Raw genomic sequence first — 25,616 nt, forward strand, 5'->3', positions numbered from 1 at the left:
ACAAAGCCGCACCCATGGGCACGGCTTTTATGATCTTTTATATGAGGATCATATGCAGCAAATTCAAGTTTAGCCGAGTTGTTTCAGGCCAGACTCTAGGGTTTGCAAAATAAGCGTATTGATAGTCATCGGACCCACACCACCAGGCACAGGTGTAATGGCAGATGCGCGCTCGTATAAAGGCGCTAGCTCAATATCACCGATGCCGCCTGGGTGGTAGCCAGCGTCAACAACGATGGCGCCATCTTTGATCCAGTCTGCTTTGATTAGCTCTGGCTTACCTACCGCACCGACAATGATATCGGCTTGCTTAACGATGTCTGCCAAGTTCTGCGTACGTGAGTGACACATGGTCACAGTTGCGTTGGCATTAAGCATCATCATCGCCATAGGTTTACCCAAAATTGGGCTACGACCAACCACTACCGCATGTTTGCCTTCAAGCTCGATGTCATAAGCTTCCAGCAAACGCATGACGCCAGCAGGGGTTGCTGCACCGTATGCAGGCTCTTTCATTGCCATACGACCGAAGCCTAGGCAGGTTACACCGTCTACATCTTTGTGGGCTGCAATGGCATCAAAGCAGGCACGCTCGTTGATTTGCTCAGGCACAGGATGCTGCAGCAAGATACCGTGCACATCCGCATTGTTATTGAGCTCATCAATTTTTGCTAACAGCTCTTCGGTGGTGGTGGTTTCAGGCAATTCAATCGCAAGAGAGTCCATACCTACACGGCGACAAGCGTTTCCTTTCATTTTCACGTAGGTTGCAGAAGCTGGATCTGCGCCTACTAGAATTGTTGCCAAGATTGGGGTACCGCCGGTACGGTCTTTGAGTTCAGCAACTTGTTTTGCCAAACGCTCTTCGGTCTCTTTCGCGCATTGTTTGCCGTCAAGAACCAGTGCAGCCATGAATGAACTCCTGCAAAAATATTCGGTGTTTAAGTGAGGGACGCAGATTATATCCTATAATCAGCAGAATGCCGCCCCTATCTATGCAAATAGCCGCTATTTATTCTTTCAATTCCTTGCAATAGGCTCGATATGATCTACCAAAAGCTGCAAATTGCGCTGTCCTCGAAACTCGTTAACGTCTAATTTATAAATTAAGCGCGCCCATTGTGCCGCATTTGGCCACTGGTTTAAATCGACAAAGAAATGGATCGCATCGACCAGCAAACCGGATTTTGGCTCTTTTAGCGTCATTTTAAGATGTTTTTGCCCAACGATACGCTGCTGTAACACCTCAAACTCGCCATCAAAACAAGGCTCAGGAAAGGCCTGTCCCCAAGGGCCTGCCAAGCGCAACTGCTCAGCAAACTCTAAGCTAAAATCCTCTGGCGCCAGCTCACCATCGGTGTAGACGCTCGCTTCTAGCTGCTCTGGCGTCACCCACTCCGTAATGATGTCATTAAAAGCTTTAGCAAACGCTTGGTAATCTGCTTCTTTGATCGACATACCGGCGGCCATGGCGTGACCACCAAACTTGCTCAGCAAATGTGGATGGCGTTTGGCTAACAAGTCCAACGCGTCTCGAATGTGTACACCCGGGATCGAGCGGGCTGAGCCTTTAATCGTATCAGCGTCGGCTTTCGCGAAGGCTATCACTGGGCGATGGCATTTTTCTTTCATGCGTGACGCCAAAATACCAATCACCCCTTGGTGCCAATCGGCTTGATAAAAACACATGCCATTAGGCCAATCTTCGGCGTCATCGAGCTCGATTAGTGTTTTTTCCGCTTGCTGCTTCATGTCCGCTTCAATGGATTTGCGCTCACGGTTCAAAAGATCCAATTGCTCGGCATAGGAGCGCGCCAGCATTGGCTGCTCGCTTAGCAAACACTCAATGCCGATGGACATATCATCCAGACGCCCGGCAGCATTTAAGCGCGGGCCGACCACAAAGCCTAGATCGGTTGCCTTGATACGGGCGCGATCGCGCCCGCCTAACTCGAGTAAAACCAGAATCCCTGGGCGGGCTTTACCTGCTTGAATGCGATGTAATCCCTGCTGCACCAAAATACGATTGTTACGGTCCAGTGGCACCACATCAGCAACAGTGCCTAGCGCCACTAGATCCAAGTAATCAGCCATATTAGGCGTCGGCAAATGCTCGCGTTCAAACCAATCCCGACGGGTTAACTCTGCGCGTAAGGCCGACATCACATAAAAGATCACACCAACACCGGCCAAGGCTTTACTTGGAAAGCCACACTCAGGATGATTGGGATTAATGATGGCGTCGGCTTGCGGTAGTTCATCGCCCGGCAAATGGTGGTCAGTAACAATCACCTTCATGCCAGCGGCTTTGGCCGCAGCGACGCCCTCTAAACTGGCGATGCCATTATCGACCGTGACCAAGACATCAGGCTCGACTTCTAGCGACAATTCGACGATCTCAGGTGTCAGACCATAACCATATTCAAAACGATTGGGCACGATATATTGTGGGTCAATCGCTCCCATAGCACGTAACGCCAGCAACCCTAGAGTAGTCGACGTAGCGCCATCGGCATCAAAGTCACCGACAATCAGAATCCGCTGGCCCTGCTCTATGGCATCCGCCAACAAACAAGCCGCATTATGGATATCAAAAAATTGCTTAGGGTGTTCCAAGCTCGCCAGTTTATAAGCCAATTCCTCTGGGCCAGTCACGCCACGAGCCGCATATATTCGTGCAAGGGTCGTCGGAAAAGTACTTGGAAATTGATGCTCTAATGAAGCGGATAAAGATCGATTGATAATACGCATGCAACACTCTAATTCTGAATCAGCCCAGCACTGTATCATAAAAGTGCAGTAGCACTGTGCTGTGCCACCGACAAGTGCTAAAAAATCGCCTCTCTTTAAGGTAAGAAAGGCTACGCAAGGTAGCGTTACATAAACATTTGCATTATGCACAATAAATGGATTTTCGTGCTTTATCGCCCGCTTTTTCGTCTGTTTTCTAGCCTACTCGGTTATTATCGCCGCCCTATCTTGTAGCTATCCCATTTCATAAATATTAAAAAGGTCGGTTTTATGAGTAGTCAGAACCCAGCGTCTGGTCAGAGCTCTTCTGGTCAACGTTTTGCCTTAGTTGCACTTACGTCACTGTTCTTTATGTGGGGCTTTATTACGTCGCTTAACGACATATTAATCCCTCACTTGAAATCCGTTTTCTCGCTTAACTATACGCAAGCCATGTTGATTCAATTTTGTTTCTTTGGTGCGTATTTTCTAGTGTCTGTCCCAGCGGGCAACCTAGTCAAAAAAGTGGGCTTCCAACGTGGTCTAGGGATTGGCCTAATGATTGCCGCAGCCGGTTGTTTGCTATTTATCGCCGCTGCTAAAGCACAAACTTACTGGATCTTCTTGAGCGCTCTGTTTGTCTTAGCCTCTGGTGTGACCATTCTTCAAGTGGCTGCCAACCCACTAGTCACCGTTATGGGACCAGCGGATACTGCATCAAGTCGTTTAACCATGACCCAAGCGTTTAACTCCTTGGGTACCACAGTAGCACCGATTATCGGCAGTATTTTGATCTTCTCCGCTACCGCTGAATTTGCTACGGATGCCGCTGAAGCTGAAAGTGTGATTACACCTTACTTTGGTCTAGCGGTGACATTGATTGCCCTAGCGCTGATCTTCACCCGTATTTCACTACCGACACCGAACCTTGAAGAAGACGAAAGTGCCATCGGTAATGCGCAAAGCAGCTTGATGGAATACCGTCACCTGATCTTGGGTGCCGTGGCAATCTTTATGTATGTGGGTGCTGAAGTGTCGATTGGTAGCTTCCTTGTAAACTACTTTGGCCTTGAGCATATAGCTAATATGCCTGAATCCGAAGCCGCGCATTACATTGCTTACTACTGGGGCGGTGCGATGGTTGGTCGTTTTGCAGGTGCCGTACTGATGCAGAAAATTGCTGCAGGCAAGCTGCTGGCGTTTAACAGCATTGCAGCGGCAGCTCTGATTGCACTATCTATCACCAGCGAAGGCGCGCTGGCCATGTGGTCGATCTTGCTAGTAGGTCTATGCAACTCCATCATGTTCCCAACTATTTTCAGCTTGGCGCTAAAAGGCCTAGGGGTAAACACAAGCCGTGGCTCAGGTCTTTTGTGTCTTGCGATTGTCGGTGGCGCGATTGTGCCTGTAGTACAAGGTGGTCTAGCCGATACAATTGGCCTACAGATTTCCTTTGCTCTGCCAGTACTGTGTTATCTATACATTGCTTACTTTGGTCTGATTGGCTCAAAAGTACGCGCTAAGTAATCCTTAGCCAAGATAGCAAAAAGCCCAGTACAGAGACCTGCACTGGGCTTTTTTTATGCTCGCTACACACACTGTCTGCTACGCCAAAACCACCTTGTTACGACCACTGTTCTTCGCTTCGTATAACGCTTTATCGGCGCGATTCAAAGCTTTTGACATACTCTCTCCAGCCTTCATGCGCGATACCCCCATGCTCACAGTCGTACTGATTTCATCCCCTTCTCGGGTATTCAAAACGACTTGTGCCAGCTCTTCACGCAGTTGATTGGTGAGCGCTTTTAGTGAATCCTGCTGTTTCATCACGATCAAAAACTCTTCCCCACCCCAGCGCGATAAAATACACGACTCATTGGCCAGCTTAGCTTTCAACGCCTGTGACACTTCAACAAGGTATTCGTCACCATAGTCATGACCATATTGATCATTAATGCGTTTAAAGAAATCGATATCGAGCAAGACGATAGAGGGCGACATCCAATCCGTCTCGGCTAGCTGCTGCTCGAGGCCACGACGATTAAGTAGCTGAGTCAAAGGATCCGTCGTCGCGGCCACTTCAAGCTGGTGTGAAAGCTCTTGTAATGACTGATTAAAGCGTGAAGAAATGTACTCATAGATGGTCGATAAAAAACCCACCAAGATAAATGAATAGACAATGCGTGATTTCAAATCAGGGTGATACCCTAACTCATCAAAGGGTGATGGGATCAAAAATAGAATAACCACCAAAGCGGCTAAAAATGCCCCCACCTCAATCAGACCACGGCGCAGCCCATGCAAAAACAATGACACAGGCGGAATACAGTAGATCCACACATGTCCCGTGCCGTTGACGCCACCACTGTAAACGAGATAAAGCATCAAAGCATACAAGGGATACAAAATGACGTTGGCAGAAAACAAATAGTTGTGCGTCGCACGAAGATACAGGTGATTGATAATATAAATCACCGCGATGGTCAGCAGCACTGAGCCGACCAACCAATAGCCCTGCACCAAGGAGACAATGCTCAGTGGAGCGGTAAACAAAACCCCGACCAAACAAAAAAGATTGATGATAAAAGCGCGACGTGATGCATTGGTAAAGGAGTGATCTCCTGCGCCAGCATTGAGCGTTTTATTTAGCCACTGCTGGACTTTGATATACCAAGCCACTTTAGTTGGGTTATCACCCGAATTTGTCATTCTTTACTCACACCGCAGTTTCAGTCGTTCACCATCACAATAGCTCAAATAATAAACTATTGAACAGTAAAGTTTTATTATTTTGCTGGGTACAAGCGTGATAGAAGCACAGGAATAGCTGTTTCAACTTTTAGGATACGCTCACCTAGGTGAACCGCTTGCATACCGGCAGAGAGCCATTTTTCCACTTCAAACTCGTTCCAGCCACCTTCTGGTCCGATCGCTAACACACAGCTTTCATCTAGATCCACAGGGCACGCCGCAGCGTTATACGGATGCGCCAGCAAACCTAGATTATTTTTTAATAAGTTTGGCAAAATATCTTCCACAAAAGGTCGAAAGCGCTTATGCATATGCAAGACTGGCAGCTGCGTATCACGCGCTTGCTCTAAGCCTTCTAATAAGAAGCCATGTAACGACTCTGGCTGTAGCACTGGGCTTTGCCAGTAACTCTTCTCTACCTTAGCGGAATTGAGCAAATGGATGGATTTCACGCCCATTGCTGTCGCATTCATCAAGGTACGCTTGAGCATATTAGGACGCGGCAATGCCATCACGAGTGTCATAGGCAAAGCACTGGGTGGTGCCTGATCTAAGGTTTCTAACACAACCTGACGCGCAGGTTCGTCAAAACGTGCCGCGCCGATCTTTTGATTAAGCACACCAACACGTAAGTGCTCGCCATCGGTCTTTTTTAACACTTGAGTGATGTGTTCAAATTGACGCTCACTAAGCTGATAACGATCCTCAGCAAGACGCTGTTCTGGCACGAGAAGGATAAGATTCATAGTCCACGACTTGGGGTAGCAAAAGGGAGAGAAATAACGAGCCGGCAACGCCAGCTCGTTAGCAATCACTTAGATGTGATCCGCCACGTACGACTGCACCGTTAGCAGATCGTTCGGCAATACTTCATAAGCTTCTTCGCGCTCAAACAAGTCCTTCATGTGCTCAGGCAAACTTGGCGTAGCACAGTTAGCTTTTTCAACCGCTTCAGGGAACTTCACTGGGTGCGCCGTTGCCAATGTGATCATTGGTACTGACTTATCTTTCCAGCATTTACGTGCCGCTTCAAGGCCAATCGCCGTATGTGGGTCAAGCAAGTACTGAGTCGAGTTGAAGACTTCAGAAATCACTTCACAGGTACGCGCGTCATCGACTTTGTAGCTGTCAAAATTGTCTTTTACAAATGACCAAGCTTGATCGTTCAGCGTCACGTCACCGTTGTTGAAACGTGCCATTAGGTCAGCAAGCTCAGCGCTGTCACGACCGTGGGCATCAAACAGTAGACGCTCAAAGTTACTTGAAACCATGATGTCCATACTTGGCGAAAGCGTCACGTTAAGCGCCTGACGGCTCATATCGTTGGTCGCAATGGTGCGGTGTAGGATATCGTTTTGGTTGGTCGCGACCACCAATTGGTCAATCGGCAAGCCCATTTGCTTGGCCAAATAACCAGCAAAGATGTCACCAAAGTTACCCGTTGGTACAGAGAAAGACACTTTGCGGTGAGGGCCACCGACTGCCAATGCAGAAGAGAAATAGTAAACGATCTGCGCCATGATGCGCGCCCAGTTGATCGAGTTTACTGCGCCTAGCTTGGCACCTTTCAAGAAATCTTGATCAGCGAAGCTTGCTTTCACCATCCCCTGACAGTCATCAAAGTTACCTTTGACAGCAATGTTAAACACATTGTCATCAATCACTGTGGTCATCTGGCGACGCTGCACTTCAGATACACGTTGATGTGGGTGCAGGATAAAAATGTTTAGGTGCTCAGAGTGGCGGCAACCTTCGATCGCCGCAGAGCCTGTATCACCTGAGGTCGCCCCCATAATCACCAACTTCTCATTGCGCTGACCTAGGACGTAATCCATCAAGCGGCCTAGCAACTGCAGAGCGAAGTCTTTAAACGCTAGCGTCGGGCCACGGAACAGTTCCAGCACCCACTCGTTGTTGTCGGTCTGTACCATTGGCGCAACCGCAGAATGATTGAAGCCCGCGTAGGCTTCATCGATCATGCGCTTAAATTCTGCCTCTGGAATGTCTTCTTCTACAAACGGCCACATCACTTTGAAAGCCAGCTCTTGGTAGCTTAACGACGCCCAAGAGGCGATCTCTTCAGTGGAGTACGTTGGTAGCTTTTCTGGTACGTAAAGACCACCATCGCTTGCCAAACCGGCCAGCAGTACATCACCGAAACCCAATGCTGGCGCTTGGCCACGAGTCGAAATGTATTTCATTACCTAATCCTCTTACGCCAGATTTTCAACACGGATGCGCTGCACCGTGCCGGCCACATCTGGCAAAGCTTCAATGGCTGCAATCGCAGCATTCATATTGCGTTCTTTGACATCGTGCGTCATTACCACCAATGGCACTAAATCACTGCCCTCGCGCTGAATCACAGACTCAATGCTGATGCCATTGTTAGAAAGAATTTGTGTGATATTGGCCAGCACGCCAGCACGATCTTGCACCATCATGTTTAAGAAGAAACCACATTCGACATCTTCCATGGCCAAGACATCTAGGTCTGACAGTTGCTCTGGCTGGAATGCCAAGTGTGGTACACGATTGGTTGGATCAGCCGTCAGCGTGCGTGCAACATCAATGATGTCCGCTACTACAGAAGAGCCGGTTGGCATCGCACCAGCGCCAGCGCCGTAAGTCAGCGTTGGGCCAACTGCATCGCCTTTCACCATTACTGCGTTCATCACGCCGTTAACGTTAGCAAGCAAGGCTTTTTGAGAAATCAAAGTTGGATGCACACGCAGTTCAACGCCCGCTTTCGTGCGACGAGCAATGCCTAAGTGCTTGATTGAATAGCCTAGCTCGCGTGCAAACGCGACATCTTGTGCCGTGATGCGGCTAATGCCTTCGGTGTAAGTCTTTTCAAACTGCAGCGGGATACCGTAGGCAATGGACGCCAAAATCGTCAGTTTATGCGCCGCGTCGATGCCTTCGACATCAAATGTAGGATCGGCTTCAGCATAACCAAGCTCTTGTGCTTCTTTTAGCACGTCCGCAAACGCACGGCCCTTCTCACTCATTTCGGTCATGATGAAGTTGCCAGTACCATTGATGATACCTGCTAGCCACTCGATCTTGTTCGAAGACAAGCCTTCACGTAGGGTTTTGATGATCGGAATGCCACCAGCTACTGCGGCTTCAAAGGCAACCATAACGCCCTTTTCTTGAGCTTTGGCAAAGATTTCGTTGCCGTGTTCGGCGATCAAGGCTTTGTTGGCGGTTACCACATGCTTGCCATTTTCGACAGCAGTCAGGACCAGCTCACGAGCCACGGTGGTGCCACCGATCAACTCGATCACAATGTCGATCTCAGGATTGTTAGCGACATCAAAAATATCGCTCGTCATATCAATGTCAGTGGTGTCACAGGTAGGGTTAACTTGGCGCGCGCCAATTTGTTCAACCACAATACTACGTCCAACACGTCGTGTAATTTCTTCTGCGTTATGACGCAGGATGTTAAACGTACCGGAACCTACTGTTCCAAGACCACAAATTCCGACTTTTACCGGTTTCAAAACGATACCCCACAACTGACGGTTTTAATTTTATTGCTATTAATGATGCATAGCATTTGTCTAGCATTGATTATACCGTCAGTCGCCCCTAAACCCAACGAAGAAAAGCCTGAACTAAGCTCATGTTTAGGAGAATATTACGAGAATTTGCTATAGGTTTAGCTCTTTTGCTAATTCCGCTGCAGGAAGATAACCAGGAATAAACTTACCGTTATCCAAAATAATGCTTGGCGTACCACGCACCCCTACGCTATTGCCTAAGCGGTATTGACTGGCCACAGGATTAGTACACTTATTATCCGGTACCGATTTACCTTGTTTCGCCGCTGTCAGCCACTTTTTAGGATCGTCCGAGCACCAGATATTGACCATTTCGTTGTAAGCATCTGAACCCACACCCGCACGCGGGTAAGCAAGATAGCGCACCGTAATGCCTTTATCGTTAAGCTCATCCACCTCTTTGTGTAGCATGCGACAGTAGCCACACGAAATGTCGGTAAACACGGTCATGTGCGCTTTTTCGTTCTTCGCCTTAAACACCACCATCTCAGATTCAGGGATGTTTTCTAACTGGGCCAGTTTTTTCTGCTCAGTTTCATTGACCAATTGCTGCCCATCGATACGATACAAATCACCAGCAACAAAGTAGCCGCCATCTTGAGTCACATGCACGACTGGACCATTTTCCAGTGTCACCGTATACAGACCACTGCCTTCATGCGCGTCGATTTGATCAATCGTGTACTGCGGCAGAGCACTGGCCATGGCGTCACGCACCTCTTGCTCACCGGCTTGCGCCTGAGTCATACCAATTGCTGCCAACGCGCTCAGCGACATACCTTTTATAAACTTTTCCATGCTTACCTCTGCATCATCATTCTGCTTATTAGGCCATCATACCCTGATGAAGTTCCATAAAAAAAGGCGACCGAGGTCGCCTTTCTTTATCACTACGAGAGAGATTAGCGCTTAGCCAATTTCTCTTTGATACGTGCAGATTTACCTGAACGCTCGCGTAGGAAGTAGATCTTAGCTTGACGCACGTCACCGCGACGTTTCACTTCGATGCTATCAACTAGTGGGCTGTAAGTTTGGAACGCACGTTCCACACCGATGCCGCTAGAGATTTTACGTACTGTGAAAGCAGAGTTTAGGCCACGGTTGCGTTTTGCAATGACAACACCTTCGTAAGCCTGTAGACGCTCACGAGTACCTTCTTTAACTTTTACTTGAACAACAACAGTATCACCAGGACCGAAGGCTGGGATCTCTTTTGTCATTTGTTCTGCTTCTAGCTGTTGAATCAGCGTAGTTTTGTTGCTCATGGATGTGACTCCTAATGATAATGGTTTCTTATCAGCGCGAAGGTTTAACGTTCTGATAAGCTCGCGATTCTTACTCTGCCGAGGTTGAAACTTCAGTCTCACGAATAAACTCTTTTAACAACTTCTGCTGTTCCTTGTCCAACTCAAGGTCTTGCAGAAGGTCAGGCCGGCGTTGCCAAGTTCTTCCGAGCTTTTGCTTTAAGCGCCAGCGCCGTATCGCCTCATGGTTGCCACTAAGTAGTACAGGTGGTACAGGTTCACCTTCAAGTACCTCGGGGCGAGTATAATGTGGGCAATCAAGTAATCCATCAGCAAACGAATCTTCATCAGCCGAGGCTTGCTTACCAAGCACACCAGGCACCATGCGAAAGACAGAGTCCATCAACACCATAGCTGGCAACTCACCACCACTTAGGACAAAGTCGCCAATGGACCATTCTTCATCAACCTGAGATTGAATCAAACGCTCATCAACGCCTTCATAACGGCCTGCTACCAGAATAAATTCTGCTTGTTTAGCAAGCTGCTGCACGCCTTCCTGCGTTAGCGTGCGCCCCTGAGGGGATAGATAAATAACTTTTGCGTTGGGCACCCATTGTTTGGCACTCTCAATCGCATCTTTTAGGGGCTGAACTTTCATCAGCATCCCTGGGCCACCACCGTAAGGACGATCATCAACCGTATTGTGGCGATCATGTGTGAAGCTACGTGGATTGAAAAAATCAATCTCTATGGTTCCAGATTTGACCGCTCTGCCCGTCACACCATGCTGGGTGATGGCTTGAAACATCTCTGGAAACAGCGTGACTACACCGATTCGCACAATTTAGGCCTCGTTATGATCTTAAAAGTCCGGATCCCAGTCCACGACCATCTCTTGCTTTTCTAGATCAATGTCTAGAATAAACTGATCAGGTGCGTAAGGAATCAGACGCTCTTCGCGATCGTAACTACCTTCACAACCTTTAACCACAAGCACATCATTAGCACCTGTTTCCATTAGCTGTGAAACCTTACCTAGAAGAACACCCTCTTTGGTAATAACCTTTAGACCTTCTAGCTGACTCCAGTAAAATTCACCGTCCTCAAGCTCAGGAAGATCTTTTGCATCAACATAGATATCAAACCCACAGATTTCTTTAACCTGATCACGGTCGTGATACCCTTTAATTGCTGCAACCAGCCCGCGCCCTTGGGTGCGACCTTGGCTTAGTTCTACGACTTTCCACCCACTAGGAGTTTTCAGCCACCAATGCTTGTAATCAAAGATTCCAGTCATTGGCTCGGTATGGGAATACAACTTAACCCACCCTTTAACACCATAAACTGATGTAATGCGTCCCACCACAAGCGCCTGCTCGGGAGCTTTCGCCTGCTTTAATGTAGACATAGCATTACCTCAGTATTAAGCGTTTTTGCCAGCTTCTTTAACAAGCTGAGCAACACGGTCAGAAAGCTGAGCGCCTTGGCCTACCCAGTGATTAACACGGTCTAGGTCAACACGTAGACGTTCTTCTTGACCACGAGCAACTGGGTTAAAGAAACCTACGCGCTCGATGAAACGGCTATCACGGGCACGACGGCTGTCTGCCACACTTAGGTGATAAAATGGGCGCTTTTTAGAGCCACCACGAGAAAGACGAATAGTTACCATATGATTGGTTCCTTATTGCTTAACGAAACACCCCTTGTTAGGCTCTTTATGAGACCTACTACAAGAAGGCGGCATATTCTAGTCGATTCGACACCAAAACAAAAGGGCGAATTGATCGCCCTTTAAACATTTTTTCGCTAAATCCGAAGATTTAGAATTTTGGGAAGTTTCCGCCACCCGGCATACCGCCACCGCCTGGCATCATCCCGCTCATTCCGCGCATCATTTTCTTCATGCCGCCTTTAGAGCTGAACTTCTTCATCATCTTCTGCATTTGCTTATGTTGCTTCAGCAAACGGTTAAGATCTTGGACCTGCAAACCCGCACCGGCGGAAATACGCTTTTTACGCGAGCCATTGATGACATCTGGGTTACGACGCTCGGCTGGCGTCATAGAGTTAATCAAGGCTTCCATTTGCACGAACATTTTGTCGTTCACTTTATCTTGGATATCACCCAGCTGCCCCATGCCCGGCAGTTTGTCCAACATGGACGTCATGCCGCCCATGTTTTTCATTTGCTGCAGCTGCTCGCGGAAGTCTTCCAAGTCAAAGCTCTTGCCTTTCTTCATCTTGCCGGCAAGTTTTTCGGCTTTGTCTTTATCGATCTTTTGTTCGGCTTGCTCGATCAGCGACAACATGTCTCCCATGCCCAAGATACGTGACGCTAAGCGGTCTGGGTAAAATGGCTCCAGTGCCTCACTCTTTTCACCAACACCTAAGAACTTGATCGGCTTACCAGTAATGTGACGAACTGAAAGCGCCGCACCACCACGAGCATCACCGTCGGTCTTGGTTAAGATTACACCCGTTAACGGCAGCACATCACCAAACGCTTTCGCCGTATTGGCAGCATCCTGACCTGTCATAGCATCGACTACGAATAAGGTCTCAACCGGATTAATCGCACCATGTAGAGCTTTAATCTCAGTCATCATGTCTTCATCGATGGCCAAACGACCCGCGGTATCGACAATCAAGACATCTTTGTGGGATTTCTTCGCGTACTCGATCGCACCGTTAGCGATATCGATCGGCTTTTGTGAGGTATCGCTTGGTACAAAATCGACACCGATATCATTGGCCAGCGTTTCTAACTGTTTAATCGCCGCTGGACGATAAACGTCGGCACTGACCACTGCCACAGATTTTTTCTGGCGCTCTTTTAAGTACTTCGCGAGTTTACCTGCCGAAGTGGTTTTACCCGCACCTTGCAAGCCTGCTAACAGGATGATCGCTGGCGGTGTCGCACGTAGGTTTAGCTCGTCATTCTCTTGGCCCATCACGGACTCAAGCTCTTGCTTAACGATCTTAAGGAACACTTGTCCAGGACTTAGACTGCGTGTTACTTCTGTCCCCACCGCACGCTCTTTGACAGAGTTAATAAAGTCTTTGACAACGGGCAACGCAACATCGGCTTCCAAAAGCGCCATGCGCACTTCACGTAGCACATCTTTAATATTGTCTTCGGTGAGTTTGGCACGACCACGGACGCGATCTAAGGATGACGTTAAACGTTCTGATAAATTGTCAAACATGTTGCCCTCAAAATTTGCTTTAGATGGAAAAAACCGCTTTATTCAGTTTATCCAAGGTGAAATTGAATTTATTATAACGAAGATTTGATCGTCACCCTATAGTTTTAACCAGTGGATCGGCTTATACATGACTCAACTATCTCTTTGGCTAGCATGCATTTTAGCACTCGTCGCCGGCGCAACCTATTACCTGCGCCCGAAATTTCGTGCCGCGCAAACGCTCGGAGCCATAGCGATTGTTGTGCACACCATGGCCTTGATCCAATTGCTCGGCAGCAAAGACGGCTTTGACTTCCTCACTATTGGGCTGCTGATCGCACTGATCGGCAACCTTTTGCTTTGGTTTAGCAACCGCGATAAGGACCTTTCGCTACTATTAAGTGTCGCCTATCCGATGGCGGCGCTGATTATTGCTCTTAATGCGGTCGAACCTTGGCATTTGCAACAGTTGCACAGTGCCTCTTTAGGCACCTCGATGCATATCTTAATCGCTTCAGTCGCTTACAGCTTGTTTACAGCCGCCTGCGGGGTTGGCATTTTATTGGCGATTCAAGAGTACCAACTCAAACATCATCGCCTCAAACAACTGCTGCGCGTGCCACCACTACAAACATTAGAGCGCTTAATGTTTGAATTTATTTGGGCGGCGTTTGTCTTACTGAGCATCACTATTGCCACTGGCTTCTATTTTATTGAAGACATGTTTGCGCAACACTTAGTGCACAAAACCGCATTTACCATCGCATCTTGGTTTGTGTTTGCAGGCTTGCTAGCTGGTCGACACTTTGTTGGCTGGCGCGGTCAGCTGGCGGTTAAGTTGACCCTGAGTGGCTTTATTCTGCTTATGATTGGCTATTTTGGCTCACAGATCGCCATGGAAATACTGAATAAATAAGCGTGGCATTTGACACTCGATGCACAACCCCTAATAATCCGATCAGATCTAATAACTGAGGCATTTTTTTCTTGAACGAAGTTCCCTTAAGTATTCTCTCTGGAATACTGTTTTTCTTAATCATTTTATCTGCTTTCTTCTCAAGCTCAGAAACCAGCATGCTGTCGATGAACAAATATCGTCTCAAGCATTTGGTCAAAAGTGGACATAAATCCGCCAAAAAAGCGAGCAAATTGCTTGAACGTCCAGATCGTCTGATCGGCGTTATCTTGATTGGTAACAACTTCGTTAATATCCTTGCTTCGGCGATCGCCACTATTATTGCTGTGCGCATCTGGGGCGACGCCGGTGTCGCCATCGCGACGGGCGCATTGACCTTAATCATCCTGATCTTTGCCGAGGTTACTCCAAAAACCATGGCGACGATCCACCCAGAAAAGATCGCGTTCCCAGCCTCTTGGGTACTGACCGTACTGTTAAAAGCACTTTACCCTCTAGTCGTGATCGTCAACACCATGTCCAATGGTTTGATGCGCTTACTTGGCATCAAACAAATCCATGGCAACCATGACAAACTTGGCTCAGAAGAGTTGCGCACCGTAGTGAACGAAGCCAGTGGTTTGATTCCACCCGCCCACCAAGAGATGTTGCTATCGATCCTCGACCTTGAAAACGTCTCCGTCGAAGACATCATGGTGCCACGTAACGAAGTCATCGGTATCGATATCGAAGACTCGATCGAAGAAATCATCGCGCAAATCTGTGAAACCCGTCATACCCGTATGCCGGTTTATAATGGCGAGATCAACAAAGTCATCGGCATCCTACACGCGCGCCATGCAGCGCAGTTTTTGCGTGAGCCCAATCCATCTAAAGCGGCTTTATTAAAAGCAACGCTGGAGCCTTACTTCATTCCAGAAAGCACGTCGATCAATACCGTGTTATTAAACTTCCAGAAAGATCACCAACAAATGGGGATCGTGGTCGATGAATATGGTGATGTGCAAGGTATTGCGGCACTGGAAGACATCTTAGAAGAAATTGTGGGCGAGTTTACGCCGCCACAAGAAGACGAAGAAGAAGAGATCGCCCTACTTGATGATGGTTCATTCCGCATCGAAGGCTCGACTCATATTCGCGACATTAACAAAACTCTGAGCTGGCATTTACCGACTGACGGCCCGAAAACGTTAAATGGCTTGATCATTGAAACACTGGAATTCATCCCAGAGCACCCTATCAGCTTATGGGTCGACAACTACATGATCGAGATCCAAGAAATCGAAGACAAGGTTGTCAAATACGCCCGCTTAGAGCACAAACGCTAACGAGGAGTTGTCATGAGATTCTGTCCAAAATGCGGTCACCAAGTAAATATGGAAATCCCTGAAGGTGACAATCGCGAGCGTGCTGTTTGCCCTAACTGCGCCTTTATCGACTACGATAATCCGCGCATGATTACTGGCACCATCCCTATGTATGAAGGCAAAATCTTACTCTGTCGTCGTAATATAGAACCGCGCTTTGGCTATTGGACACTACCTGCTGGCTTTATGGAAAATGCCGAGACTACCTTACAAGGCGCACTGCGTGAGACGCTAGAAGAAAGCGGTTCAGAGGTTATTGCTAAGCAACCTTTCTCTATGATCAGCATCCCTCACGTCAATCAAGTACACTTGTACTTCCTTGCTGAGCTGGCGCAAGCGGATTTTCACCCGACCTCAGAAAGCTCAGAAGTCGCACTGTTTGCGTTAGACGAAATTCCATGGGATGAAATCGCCTTCAGCAGCGTCACCAAAACTTTAGAATACTTTATCGCGGACCACAAAGCTGGCCATTACGGTTTCCACGAAGACAGCATTATCGTTAACTCTCAACCGCAATAAGATGATAGGCCACCTCTTCGTAGGGGTGGCTTTGCTGCAAAGCCTGCACCACCACTTCTTTAAGCTCTGCCAACAGCACCATTTCCACACGGTATTCCGCTACCGACTCAAGTTTGCCCGACTCACCAATAAAAGGGTTCGCGTCCGCTGACGGGCGAAATTGTCCCAGACCTTTGACCTGCCAACAACACGCTTCATAGTCACCAATGCGTCCAGCACCAGCAGCGAACACCGCCTCTTTCACTTCCTCTAGATGCGTCTCAGGCACATAAAATACTAACGAATACATAATTGATCTCTCTTACTCTACAGAAGCCCCATTTGCTCATGCTGCACAGGTAGTTGTACCTGCGCCACATAATCTGGCAGCGCTTGCTGTAATTTTTGATCCAACCAACTGGCCAGCGTCGGCGCGGCAATATTATCGGAGGAATGCACAAATACCGTTGGCTCACGCCCTTCCTGCAGCCACTGACTTAACTTATGACCCCACTGATCCAGCCAAACATGATTGCGCTCTAATTCTGGGTGGCCAATAAAGCGCACCACCGGATGCTCTGCGGTGGCGATTGCATGACACGGTACCCGAGGCTTTTTCTGCTGCGCATCGACCAAACTTTCACAATATGCTTGTGTCGAAAACACCGGCCGCGAGTCCATTACCACCTTGTTGCATTGAGTATCTGCCAATAATCTTAACAACGCCGCTTCTTGATCACCTTTATCAAAAAAGCCCACATTGCGCACTTCAACACCCAAAGCAGACGACAGGCTCCAGCTTTCACAAAGCTTCGCAATAAGCGGCAAATGCCGCGGCTCTACGGTCGCCGGAAACTGCAACATGGTAGGCCCCAGCAACGACTCAATGGGTTTAAGTAGCGATTGGAAAGCACGCCAAGCCTGTAAGCATTCTGCTTCACTTAGCTCATTAAATTGATGCGCCACCGCACGGGGCACTTTGAAGCAAAAGCGAAAGCTGTCCGGCACTTGCACTGCCCAGCGCTCAATTTGCTCCGGCGCCACATCTGTATAAAAGGTGCTGCCAACCTCAACGCTGCTAAAAAACTTAGCGTAATGCCCCAAGCGCAAGCCTGTCGCCTCAGAGCGAGGGTAGAGGTAATCCACCCAAGCAGGATGCTGCCACTGCGCCATACCAAAGCGAATCTTAGACATCAGGGCTCTACATACTCAATCGCTTCGATAAAGAATGTACGCTCACCGCCTGCACGGCGTAGCGTGACCTCATCACCTTCGCGGCGTTTGAGTAGCGCCTTAGCCACCGGTGAATCCATGCTGATGTAGTGCTCGTGGTGGTCAATTTCATCCGGGCCGACAATGCGAAAGCGCTCTTGCTGACCGTCGTCATCTTCAAGGGTTACCCAAGCGCCAAAAAATACCGTGCTACGGTCGATCGGTAGGCGATCTACCACGGTGCACTGATCTAAGCGTTTTTCGAGATAACGCACACGACGGTCGATTTCACGCAGTTGCTTCTTGCCGTAGATGTACTCTGCGTTCTCTGAGCGGTCACCAAGCTTAGCCGCATCGCTAACACTTTGCGTCACCGCAGGACGCTTCTCTTTCCAGAGGTATTTAAGCTCGGCCAACAGTTTGTCAGCACCTTCTTTGGTGATGTAAGCCGCTTTGGGCGCGCCAGGGGGACGATATCGACTCATACTGATTCACTTTCACACACGGTTTAAACAAAAAAAAGGCGCTTGGGAAACCGAAGCGCCTTGCTTGCTAAGCGGTAATCTTAGCTGTCTTTAGACAAATGTACATCCATTTGTGGGTATGGAATACCAACACCGTTCTCATCAAAGGTGTACTTAATTTTTTCTAGCAAGTCAGACTTAAACTGCAGCAAATCGCCAGAGTTAACCCATACACGCACACTAAAGTTAACCGAGCTGTCTGCTAATTCAGAGACAAAAATCACAAACGCAGGATCCGGTAACACACGCTCGTCGTTCTCTAAAATGCCTTTCATCAGCTCACGCGCTTGGCGAATATCGGAATCGTAGCTAATGCCTACGGTTAAATCCAAACGACGCGTCGCTTGGGCTGAGTAGTTGATAATAGTGTCGTCCATCACCGATGAGTTCGGTAGAATCACACTGCGGTTATCCAAGGTTCTTAAGTACGTATGAAACAGCTCAATACGATTAACCGTACCCATTTGACCCGCCACTTCAACAAAGTCGCCCGTTTTGAAAGGGCGCAGCAAGATAATCAAAACACCTGACGCGAAGTTCGACAAAGAACCTTGTAGTGCCAAACCAACGGCAAGACCGGCGGCACCTAAAATGGCGATAAAGGACGTCGTTTCAACGCCAATTTGCCCCAGCGCCATCAACACCACACCGGCAAACAACAGCGCGTACAAAATGCTCGAAGCAAAGCCTGCTACAGCACTGTCTACTTTTGACTTAAGCATGCGCGCTTCCAGCCAATCCGCGACTTTTCTCGCGATAAACTTACCAATAAAGAAAATCAGAATGCCGACAATGATCGACACACTCTTTTCAGTTAACCAAGGTAGCCACTGACTCCCTTCATCCATCCATTGCTCTAATTCATTCATGCTCTACTTCCTCTCGATTTTAAGCTAGGTAATCTACCTTGTGCTGCCACTCATCTAAAAGTTCAGCCAATTTTTCTAAACCCGCCTGCGAGAATACGACATAAACCATACCTTGGCTTACACGAGTATTCATCGCATGCAGTTCGTCTATCGCAATACACTGCCCACGCAGCGTTTCAATTTCATTATCGTAGCGCACTTGCATGCCGATAAAAATATGCCACTCACGCTCTAAGAGCTCTTGCTCTACAGCCTGACGCAAAATACGTACACAAGCCTCTGCGTCCATTTGATAATACGGCACACGTTGCTGATGCTTGATAAAAAACACGACAATCACTGCAAACAGCACAAAGCTGATTAGAAACGCCAGCAAGGCCTCTACGATCATTGTTCAAACGAATACGCAAGTAACGTCTGCTTCGCTTGGCGCAGCTGCTCAATATGTTGCGCTTCCAAGGCTTCCATTTCATCACGATATTTACGGCGCGCCTTCAGTGGCAAATTGTTCCATTGATCATGGGTTGGGATGTGCTGGGTATTCTCTTCTACCACATAGATCGCACTAACATGTTCGTGCTCAGACAGATCAATACCCAGTTGGTCGAGCAAGTTTTTGACCCGAATGGCCGCTTCGGTCCACGTCAGCTTCTCGTCTTCCTCAACCGCTTTCATCAATATACGAATACTTTCAATGCGCTTCGCGCGCTCTTCTTGCAAACGATCTTCGCCAGCTTGGATACGCTCGGCTCGCGCACGGTTTTGCTTCAACTGTTTGGTAATTGCAATCAATGACACGACGATCACAACAGCTGAAACAAGAAGGGCAATAACAAAAGAATCAATAGACATAAGTCCCCTATCTTTTAATGGAAGATTAGAACTTATTCTACACAGGGATGATCAATCGATCAGCAAAAGAAAGGCAAATGGGCACTGCTAGAGGCGCAATGCCCAAGATTTTCATTTTTTGTCGCGTGTAATGTGACGATACGCCAACACGCCAAACCACACCATGATCGCAGTTGTTACTGCAATCACCAACAGTCCCGCAATCACAACATCGTCCATAAACATCATAGCCACTCCTCAATCAGATAAACAACACCAAGGTAGAAGAGAAGCGGATAGACAGTGCTGACACATGTCAGGCTAATTTTTAGACAAGGTTAAGACCTCAAACAAAGGCTGATATAAGTCAGGCGAGGCGACTAATAGGTGCTCACCATCGATGGCTAATGGCCATTGTCCAGACGTATCAGCAAAGTGCCCCACTCGCGCGCCCGCCTCTTGCGCAATCAACGCGCCAGCGGCCATATCCCAAGGTTTAACACTTTCGTAGTAACCATCCATTTGTCCGCAGGCAACCGCGCACAGGTCTAACGCCGCCGAGCCGTTACGGCGGATATCTTGGCAATGGCTTAGCACCGATGACAGATAACCCATTAATTCCGGCAATGCGTCTTTTTGGTACGGAAAGCCAGTGGCGATAATCGCGTTGCGCAGCGCATCACGCTGACGTACCTGAATCACCTCATCGTTAAGCCAAGCCCCTTGGCCTTTGGCAGCGGCGTAGGTTGCCGCCAAAAACGGTGCATGCACCACGCCAACCCAACGCTCACCACGATAAAACACCGCAATCGACACCGCCACATGCAACAGCCCTTGCGCATAGTTAATGGTCCCATCAATCGGATCAATCACCCACACCGGCACATCACTGTCGTGCGCCAGTGCCAAATCAGGTGATGATTCTTCCGACAGTATCAAGTGATCAGGAAAGGTATAGCGAATTTGTCGGCACAAATACTCATCAATAGCCACATCGGTCGAGGTGACCAACTCATGATGATCTTTATATTCGGCAGAAAAGTCCGCTTGCTCACGGGCTTCCACCATAATAGCCCCAGCGTGCTTGGCCCAGCTTTTAGCGTAGCTTAGCCACTCATCAACCGTTACTTCATCCATGATCTGGCTCCTATGATGCAAACCGTTGGGTTAGCCAAGCAGCAATATCCTGTACTTGCTCTGGGCAAACCGCATGCGGCATATCGTAAACCTGGTATTGCGTGGTAAAACCCCGTGCCTGTAGCTGCTCATTGGCACGACCGCCCAAGATAGGCGACACGACGTTGTCTTGGTTGCCATGGTGAATCAAAAATGGCGCGGCGCCATTGCTGTGCGTCGCCGCTTCAGGCAATGCGCTCGCGTCGGCCAAGTAAGTGGATAGCGCCATCACGCCAGCCAGCTTGTAATTACCACGCAGCGCTACTTGATAGGCAATCACGCCACCTTGAGAAAAACCGGCCATAATGACGTTATCAGAAGAAATTCCCTGTGCCGCCAAGTCTTCGATAATCTGCTCGATTTGCTCAGCAGACTCCTCGATATTAGCCATATCGACTTTACGCTCAAGGGTCATTTCCAAAATATCGTACCAAGCACGCATCGGCATACCGCCATTAATCGTCACTGGACGCATCGGCGCATTAGGAAGAATAAAGCGCACCGCTTTACCGCCAAGATTAAGCTGTGGCACCAACCCTTCAAAATCATGGCAATCTGCTCCTAGCCCATGCAGCCAAATCACAGCGACTTCAGGGCTGTCGCCAGTGTCTACGGTTAAATATTGCAATGCTTCACTCACGGATACTCTCCAAAAAAATAGGCCATCGAATACACGATAGCCTATCATAAAGCACATCCGCTAAGGCATTAGTGCGCCCTAGGTAATTTCGTCTTAATCACCGTTTGATGCTCATCGAGCATAAAGTGTACGTCAGCACTTTGGGCCATAGAGCAAATCATATGGCGCGTAATCCGCTCGTAGTATTGCATAAAGCCTTTCAGCGCTTCGGGCGACATCACTTTAATGTCTAACGTGTCTAACACACCGCCATGGATATCATGCAAATGCGCCTCAAGTACACGCTCCTGCTTGTTGCGCCAATCGTACACCACATCAAAGCTAGGCGGCTGCATCCACATCTGCACATCAATCAACTCAAATAAGCGTTTATAATCTTGCTGCAATTGCTCATTCACCGCATGTCGCCAGCTCGCATCGGCATCTTTATCCGCCTCTAGGCGGTTTATTGGCTCGTTCAGACTCTCTTCAGACATAGGCGATGCACCAACACACCAACCTTCGAAAAAGATCACATCAACAGGGCCTGCAACCTCCTGCCAGCGATGCACCGGCTTACGGTCGTCCAAGGATTTATCAAACTTAGGCACGTACATGACCTCACCTTCTTGCAGGTGTTTTAAGCGATCAAATATGGTCAGTGCTAATTGCGTATCATGGGTACCAGGAACGCCACGCGTAGCAAACAGTGGGTGGGCAGTTTCGGCATAAGCCAGGCGGTCTTTTTGCGTTAAATACAAATCATCCAAACTGACCACCACGGCATTTAGATCAAACCCCTTGGCCAAGATATGGCTAACAACTGCACAAAAGGTAGTTTTCCCGCACCCTTGCGGCCCGCCCATCCCCAGCACCAAAGGCTGATGCTTGGGTCTAGAGTACTGGCTGACCCAGCGGGCAAACGGCAAATAAAGGTCGTCTAGTCGGTCCGCCAATGACTCATCAGCGTACAATCCTTTCAGAGTTTGCTCGACGTCAAAACGCAAACGCTCGGCTAATGAGGCAGGCAGATTATGGGCTTGGCTAAGCAAGCGTAATTCTGTGATATTCATAATTCGCTACCTCCAATCGGACAAGGCTAAGTATAGACGCTGTGTTTTTAATCACCAGCTCCGACCTTTACAGGCAATTTGTACGCAAAGCCTGCTCCCTGCGCTTGAATCCGTTCTGTGAACTGATGTAAGTTTGTGCAAATATATTTAAGAATTAGCGCAACCTGCCGTTACGCTGATTATTACTGACGTTTAAGGCTTATTTGCTATGAATAATAAATGGATTTTTGCGTTGCTCGGTGTTGTTTCAGTGGCTCTATCAGGTTGTACCTATAATCACTTCTATCAACATGAACCTAACAGTCGCGTCATTATTCCTTATCAGCCAATGTACTCACCGGCACCTGCACAAGCCGCTGAGCCGATCGAAACCACTGAAAAAACCGTTATTTACCGCGTCCACTAACAGGTAATTCACGAAAGTATTAGCAACAGGAGTTCCCATGAACCTTTCCCTCAAACTGCTTACTATTACTGGCGCAGCATTACTTGTCAGTGCTTGTACGACTAGCCACTATGGCTCTAACTGCCGCACGAGTGCGCCATGCAGTGCCGGTCAAAATCCTGACATCATCGTACAGTCAGCCGCCCCCATGATGCAGGCCCAGCCACAAGCGCAACAACGTAAAGTGACGCGTGAAACGGAAGTGATTGACGTTATGCCTCGTGAGCCGATTGTGGTGCGCACCACAGGTTACTCGGCACCGATGACCAATAGCTCTTTTAGTCCAGCGCAGCGTCGTCTGATGACGATGCGTGGTTCTAAGCTGGATGCTTACCGTAACCTTGCTGAGCGTGTGTACGGTATCGATATCAGCAGTAACAACTCGGTCAGTAACATGGTCGCACAGCATGATGAGATTCGTGCCTATGTTGATGCCTACCTAGTGGGCGCCAAAGTCGTTTCGCAACGAGAACTAGCCGATGGCACCTTTGAAACCGTGGTTGAGTTAGCGCTGAAAGAAAACTTCCGCCAGTGTGTTAGCTCTGTCGCAGCGATGCGCTCTGATCCAAATTGCTTAATGAACAACAATTACAGCACCAGCGCGAGCGTGCCAAAACCGGAACGTCCGTCTTCATTCTATAGCGTGCAGTAATGCTAAAAATTCTTCTCTCTAGTGCACTACTTGTGCTGAGCAGCGTCGCGCTCAGCCAAGTCATCGAGGCCCAAGGTGAAGCGGTGATTTATGATAACGACATCGACGATGCTCGTTATCGCGCCACCCAGCAAGCTATCAAACAAGCCACCTTACAAGCCAGCGCTCGAGTGCGCTCCAACGACCTACTCAGCAATACCAGCGTTGACTCCAAAATGTCGATGCAGTCCGCAGGGCGCGCCAACAATGTCAAACTGATCAATGAGCGCATCATCCACGATGATTTACTGGCTGTCACCATCCGCACCAATATTACGCCTGAGAGCATGTGCGATAATGGCACGCTCAACCCATACATCAAATCCGTCGGCGTCACAGGTTTCGCCCTGCAAAAAGTACAACAAGCACGCCTTGGCGGACTGGACAACATTGGCCGTGAACTACCTAAAAGCTTTGCCGCTGAAATCAATCGCCAAGGCTACCTGCGTGCGCTGACGTCAACCAACCTGCGCATCTACCCTGACCTCATCAACGCCCCCACTTCGACTAACAACGATGGTTCCCTAACTGACGTTGCCCGCATTGGCGAAGAGCTTGGCGTACAGTACGTGGTCAGTGGTGTAATACGCGATATTAGCGAAGTCTACGAGCAGCACCCGGATCAAAAAACACCGCTCAATTCCCTTATTGGTTGGGCCAACAAAGAAGATGGCCAGCGTATTTTTGACATTGACCTATATATGTACGATGGCTTTAGCGGTGCCCTGATTTTTCAGCACAATTATCGTGAAGTTGGCAATTGGGACATTAATGAGACGCGCAAAGTTGGCTTTGGCAGCCCACGCTTTTGGTCAACCCATTACGGTAAAGTCGTCGCACAAACACTAAGATCCATGGCCCTAGATGCCAGCGAAGACCTAAACTGCCAACCTTTTGTCGCCAACATCTTCCGTACCGAGGGCACAAAGATTTATATTAACGCAGGCGCAACCTCAGGCCTGAAAAAAGGCGACCAGTTCCAAGTGTATCGTCGCTATGAGATATTTGATCAATTACAAAATGCGCAAACACAGCTCAACAATGCCAATATCAATGTTACTATTACGCAAGTTCAGCCTAACTTCGCTATTGGCGAACTCGCGGTGGAAGCGCGAATTTTAAACGTACAACAACAAGATGTTGTGATTGCCTGGTAAATACATAAAATCAGGGCACCACGCATCGAGCTAGGATTAGAGTTTTTATGAACAACGAATTATTACACCACCTTGAGCAACGCATCACTGCTGCTGTCGAAGAAATCGCGACATTGCGTCAACGCATCCAAGAGCTTGAAATGCAAAACTACGAGCTATCTGAAGAGCGTGACGAGCTAAATAACAAGCTAAGCCAGAGCAGTGAGCAACAAGCGAACTGGGAAAACAGCCTAAATGACATGCTGAATAAGCTAAACCAACTGGATCAGTAGAGCTCTCATGAAAAAATTTGTTACAGCGGCACTTCTTCTAGCAGGAGCGACCAGCGCAGTGGCCGCTGGACAATTTTCGCCTCTCGTCTCCTACGAAAACATTTTCAGTGAGCCAAGCGACAGCGTCGACAGTACCTCAGGCATTGTTCGCGCCAACATGGAGTACAGCTTTCCAAGAAGTCTAGCGCTATACGGTGGCTTGGCTTTTGCTGATCGCGACAGCGTAGAAACCGCCGTCAACGTCGGCGCCCGCTTCTATAGCACACAACCTCTACTTAATAACCAAGTGCCGGTTTGGGGTTACTTGGGTGCCGGGGTAGATTTTTGGGATCACGCCGCTTTTTATCCAGAAGTTGGCCTACGCTTTGGCATTACCGACCAAGCCCGCTTAGACGTATTTGTTCGCACTTACAATAGCAATGATCTAGGCATCGATGATCACACCTCACTTGGCGTTGGACTGACTTTTTAAGCGTCATGA

Annotated in this window: 30 protein-coding genes; 9 read left to right on the forward strand and 21 right to left on the reverse strand. The window is 48.4% G+C overall.

What is annotated here, in order from left to right; translation table 11 throughout:
- Window positions 1–69: 69 nt before the first annotated feature.
- Together folD and recJ are read right to left on the reverse strand one after the other, a co-directional pair.
- Complete coding sequence (gene folD / locus JQX58_RS13775) at window positions 70–912, reverse strand: bifunctional methylenetetrahydrofolate dehydrogenase/methenyltetrahydrofolate cyclohydrolase FolD (protein WP_204147440.1); 843 nt, start codon at window positions 910–912, stop codon at window positions 70–72.
- 108 nt (window positions 913–1,020) lie between these two features.
- Complete coding sequence (recJ, locus tag JQX58_RS13780) at window positions 1,021–2,751, reverse strand: single-stranded-DNA-specific exonuclease RecJ (RefSeq protein ID WP_204147441.1); 1,731 nt, start codon at window positions 2,749–2,751, stop codon at window positions 1,021–1,023.
- A 270-nt stretch (window positions 2,752–3,021) separates the two neighbouring features.
- On the opposite strand from recJ, the gene JQX58_RS13785 reads away from it, so the two are divergent.
- The gene (locus JQX58_RS13785) at window positions 3,022–4,257 is read left to right on the forward strand and encodes a sugar MFS transporter (protein WP_204147442.1); all 1,236 of its coding nucleotides are present in this window, start codon (window positions 3,022–3,024) and stop codon (window positions 4,255–4,257) included.
- A 78-nt stretch (window positions 4,258–4,335) separates the two neighbouring features.
- Here the strand turns inward: JQX58_RS13785 and JQX58_RS13790 are convergent, their stop codons facing one another.
- The 10 genes from JQX58_RS13790 to ffh form a co-directional block, all read right to left on the reverse strand.
- The gene (locus JQX58_RS13790) at window positions 4,336–5,439 is read right to left on the reverse strand and encodes a GGDEF domain-containing protein (protein ID WP_204147443.1); all 1,104 of its coding nucleotides are present in this window, start codon (window positions 5,437–5,439) and stop codon (window positions 4,336–4,338) included.
- 77 nt (window positions 5,440–5,516) lie between these two features.
- Entirely contained in the window at window positions 5,517–6,227 is a 711-nt protein-coding gene (locus JQX58_RS13795) for a 16S rRNA (uracil(1498)-N(3))-methyltransferase (protein WP_204147444.1), read from the reverse strand.
- Between the two features lie 69 nt (window positions 6,228–6,296).
- A complete protein-coding gene (gene thrC, locus JQX58_RS13800; RefSeq protein WP_204147445.1) occupies window positions 6,297–7,682 on the reverse strand; it encodes a threonine synthase in 1,386 nt (461 codons plus the stop codon).
- Window positions 7,683–7,694: 12 nt separating this feature from the next.
- A complete protein-coding gene (locus JQX58_RS13805) occupies window positions 7,695–8,990 on the reverse strand; it encodes a homoserine dehydrogenase (protein WP_204147446.1) in 1,296 nt (431 codons plus the stop codon).
- 150 nt (window positions 8,991–9,140) lie between these two features.
- On the reverse strand, window positions 9,141–9,848 hold the full coding sequence (locus JQX58_RS13810; RefSeq protein WP_204147447.1) for a thioredoxin fold domain-containing protein: 708 nt from the start codon (window positions 9,846–9,848) through the stop codon (window positions 9,141–9,143).
- 104 nt (window positions 9,849–9,952) lie between these two features.
- On the reverse strand, window positions 9,953–10,315 hold the full coding sequence (rplS, locus tag JQX58_RS13815) for a 50S ribosomal protein L19 (RefSeq protein WP_204147448.1): 363 nt from the start codon (window positions 10,313–10,315) through the stop codon (window positions 9,953–9,955).
- 70 nt (window positions 10,316–10,385) lie between these two features.
- On the reverse strand, window positions 10,386–11,138 hold the full coding sequence (gene trmD / locus JQX58_RS13820; protein ID WP_204147449.1) for a tRNA (guanosine(37)-N1)-methyltransferase TrmD: 753 nt from the start codon (window positions 11,136–11,138) through the stop codon (window positions 10,386–10,388).
- 21 nt (window positions 11,139–11,159) lie between these two features.
- Window positions 11,160–11,705: a ribosome maturation factor RimM gene (rimM, locus tag JQX58_RS13825; protein WP_204147450.1), complete on the reverse strand. Its 546-nt coding sequence runs from the start codon at window positions 11,703–11,705 to the stop codon at window positions 11,160–11,162.
- A gap of 15 nt (window positions 11,706–11,720) precedes the next feature.
- Entirely contained in the window at window positions 11,721–11,969 is a 249-nt protein-coding gene (gene rpsP, locus JQX58_RS13830; RefSeq protein ID WP_204147451.1) for a 30S ribosomal protein S16, read from the reverse strand.
- Window positions 11,970–12,120: 151 nt separating this feature from the next.
- On the reverse strand, window positions 12,121–13,506 hold the full coding sequence (gene ffh, locus JQX58_RS13835; RefSeq protein WP_204147452.1) for a signal recognition particle protein: 1,386 nt from the start codon (window positions 13,504–13,506) through the stop codon (window positions 12,121–12,123).
- Window positions 13,507–13,633: 127 nt separating this feature from the next.
- Here ffh and JQX58_RS13840 point away from each other — a divergent pair, with 127 nt between their 5' ends.
- From JQX58_RS13840 to JQX58_RS13850, 3 genes are all read left to right on the forward strand, one after another.
- On the forward strand, window positions 13,634–14,401 hold the full coding sequence (locus tag JQX58_RS13840; RefSeq protein WP_204147453.1) for a cytochrome C assembly family protein: 768 nt from the start codon (window positions 13,634–13,636) through the stop codon (window positions 14,399–14,401).
- A 71-nt stretch (window positions 14,402–14,472) separates the two neighbouring features.
- Window positions 14,473–15,729, forward strand: a complete 1,257-nt coding sequence (locus JQX58_RS13845) for an HlyC/CorC family transporter (RefSeq protein ID WP_204147454.1) — start codon at window positions 14,473–14,475, stop codon at window positions 15,727–15,729.
- A gap of 12 nt (window positions 15,730–15,741) precedes the next feature.
- Window positions 15,742–16,287: an NUDIX hydrolase gene (locus JQX58_RS13850; protein WP_204147455.1), complete on the forward strand. Its 546-nt coding sequence runs from the start codon at window positions 15,742–15,744 to the stop codon at window positions 16,285–16,287.
- Here JQX58_RS13850 and JQX58_RS13855 read toward each other — a convergent pair.
- From JQX58_RS13855 to JQX58_RS13895, 9 genes are all read right to left on the reverse strand, one after another.
- A complete protein-coding gene (locus JQX58_RS13855) occupies window positions 16,268–16,576 on the reverse strand; it encodes a YqfO family protein (RefSeq protein WP_204147456.1) in 309 nt (102 codons plus the stop codon). The genes JQX58_RS13850 and JQX58_RS13855 overlap by 20 nt on opposite strands.
- 17 nt (window positions 16,577–16,593) lie before the next feature.
- Window positions 16,594–17,460, reverse strand: a complete 867-nt coding sequence (locus tag JQX58_RS13860) for a DUF72 domain-containing protein (protein ID WP_204147457.1) — start codon at window positions 17,458–17,460, stop codon at window positions 16,594–16,596.
- Window positions 17,460–17,963 (reverse strand): transcription elongation factor GreB, encoded by a 504-nt coding sequence (greB, locus tag JQX58_RS13865; RefSeq protein WP_204147458.1) that lies wholly within the window; start codon window positions 17,961–17,963, stop codon window positions 17,460–17,462. The genes JQX58_RS13860 and greB overlap by 1 nt, the downstream gene beginning before the upstream one ends.
- 80 nt (window positions 17,964–18,043) lie before the next feature.
- Window positions 18,044–18,871 (reverse strand): mechanosensitive ion channel family protein, encoded by an 828-nt coding sequence (locus JQX58_RS13870; RefSeq protein ID WP_204147459.1) that lies wholly within the window; start codon window positions 18,869–18,871, stop codon window positions 18,044–18,046.
- 19 nt (window positions 18,872–18,890) lie between these two features.
- Window positions 18,891–19,262: a hypothetical protein gene (locus JQX58_RS13875; RefSeq protein WP_204147460.1), complete on the reverse strand. Its 372-nt coding sequence runs from the start codon at window positions 19,260–19,262 to the stop codon at window positions 18,891–18,893.
- Window positions 19,259–19,723, reverse strand: coding sequence for a DUF2489 domain-containing protein (locus JQX58_RS13880; RefSeq protein ID WP_204147461.1), 465 nt, complete (start codon window positions 19,721–19,723; stop codon window positions 19,259–19,261). Before JQX58_RS13880 ends, JQX58_RS13875 begins: the two co-directional genes overlap by 4 nt.
- Window positions 19,724–20,023: 300 nt before the next feature.
- The gene (locus JQX58_RS13885; protein WP_204147462.1) at window positions 20,024–20,839 is read right to left on the reverse strand and encodes an inositol monophosphatase family protein; all 816 of its coding nucleotides are present in this window, start codon (window positions 20,837–20,839) and stop codon (window positions 20,024–20,026) included.
- Window positions 20,840–20,849: 10 nt separating this feature from the next.
- Complete coding sequence (locus JQX58_RS13890) at window positions 20,850–21,518, reverse strand: dienelactone hydrolase family protein (RefSeq protein ID WP_204147463.1); 669 nt, start codon at window positions 21,516–21,518, stop codon at window positions 20,850–20,852.
- 68 nt (window positions 21,519–21,586) lie between these two features.
- On the reverse strand, window positions 21,587–22,570 hold the full coding sequence (locus JQX58_RS13895) for a hypothetical protein (RefSeq protein WP_204147464.1): 984 nt from the start codon (window positions 22,568–22,570) through the stop codon (window positions 21,587–21,589).
- 208 nt (window positions 22,571–22,778) lie between these two features.
- On the opposite strand from JQX58_RS13895, the gene JQX58_RS13900 reads away from it, so the two are divergent.
- Genes JQX58_RS13900 through JQX58_RS13920 form a run of 5 tightly spaced genes read left to right on the forward strand, consistent with a single transcriptional unit; the run spans window position 22,779 to window position 25,607 of the window.
- A complete protein-coding gene (locus tag JQX58_RS13900) occupies window positions 22,779–22,976 on the forward strand; it encodes a hypothetical protein (protein WP_204147465.1) in 198 nt (65 codons plus the stop codon).
- A 37-nt stretch (window positions 22,977–23,013) separates the two neighbouring features.
- The gene (locus JQX58_RS13905) at window positions 23,014–23,667 is read left to right on the forward strand and encodes an LPP20 family lipoprotein (protein ID WP_239090364.1); all 654 of its coding nucleotides are present in this window, start codon (window positions 23,014–23,016) and stop codon (window positions 23,665–23,667) included.
- Window positions 23,667–24,863 (forward strand): flagellar assembly protein FlgT, encoded by a 1,197-nt coding sequence (locus JQX58_RS13910; RefSeq protein WP_204147466.1) that lies wholly within the window; start codon window positions 23,667–23,669, stop codon window positions 24,861–24,863. The genes JQX58_RS13905 and JQX58_RS13910 overlap by 1 nt, the downstream gene beginning before the upstream one ends.
- 47 nt (window positions 24,864–24,910) lie before the next feature.
- Complete coding sequence (locus JQX58_RS13915; RefSeq protein WP_204147467.1) at window positions 24,911–25,135, forward strand: cell division protein ZapB; 225 nt, start codon at window positions 24,911–24,913, stop codon at window positions 25,133–25,135.
- 7 nt (window positions 25,136–25,142) lie between these two features.
- Window positions 25,143–25,607 (forward strand): hypothetical protein, encoded by a 465-nt coding sequence (locus tag JQX58_RS13920; RefSeq protein WP_204147468.1) that lies wholly within the window; start codon window positions 25,143–25,145, stop codon window positions 25,605–25,607.
- Window positions 25,608–25,616: the final 9 nt, after the last annotated feature.

Source organism: Marinomonas ostreistagni (assembly GCF_016888445.1).
Lineage (GTDB): Bacteria > Pseudomonadota > Gammaproteobacteria > Pseudomonadales > Marinomonadaceae > Marinomonas > Marinomonas ostreistagni.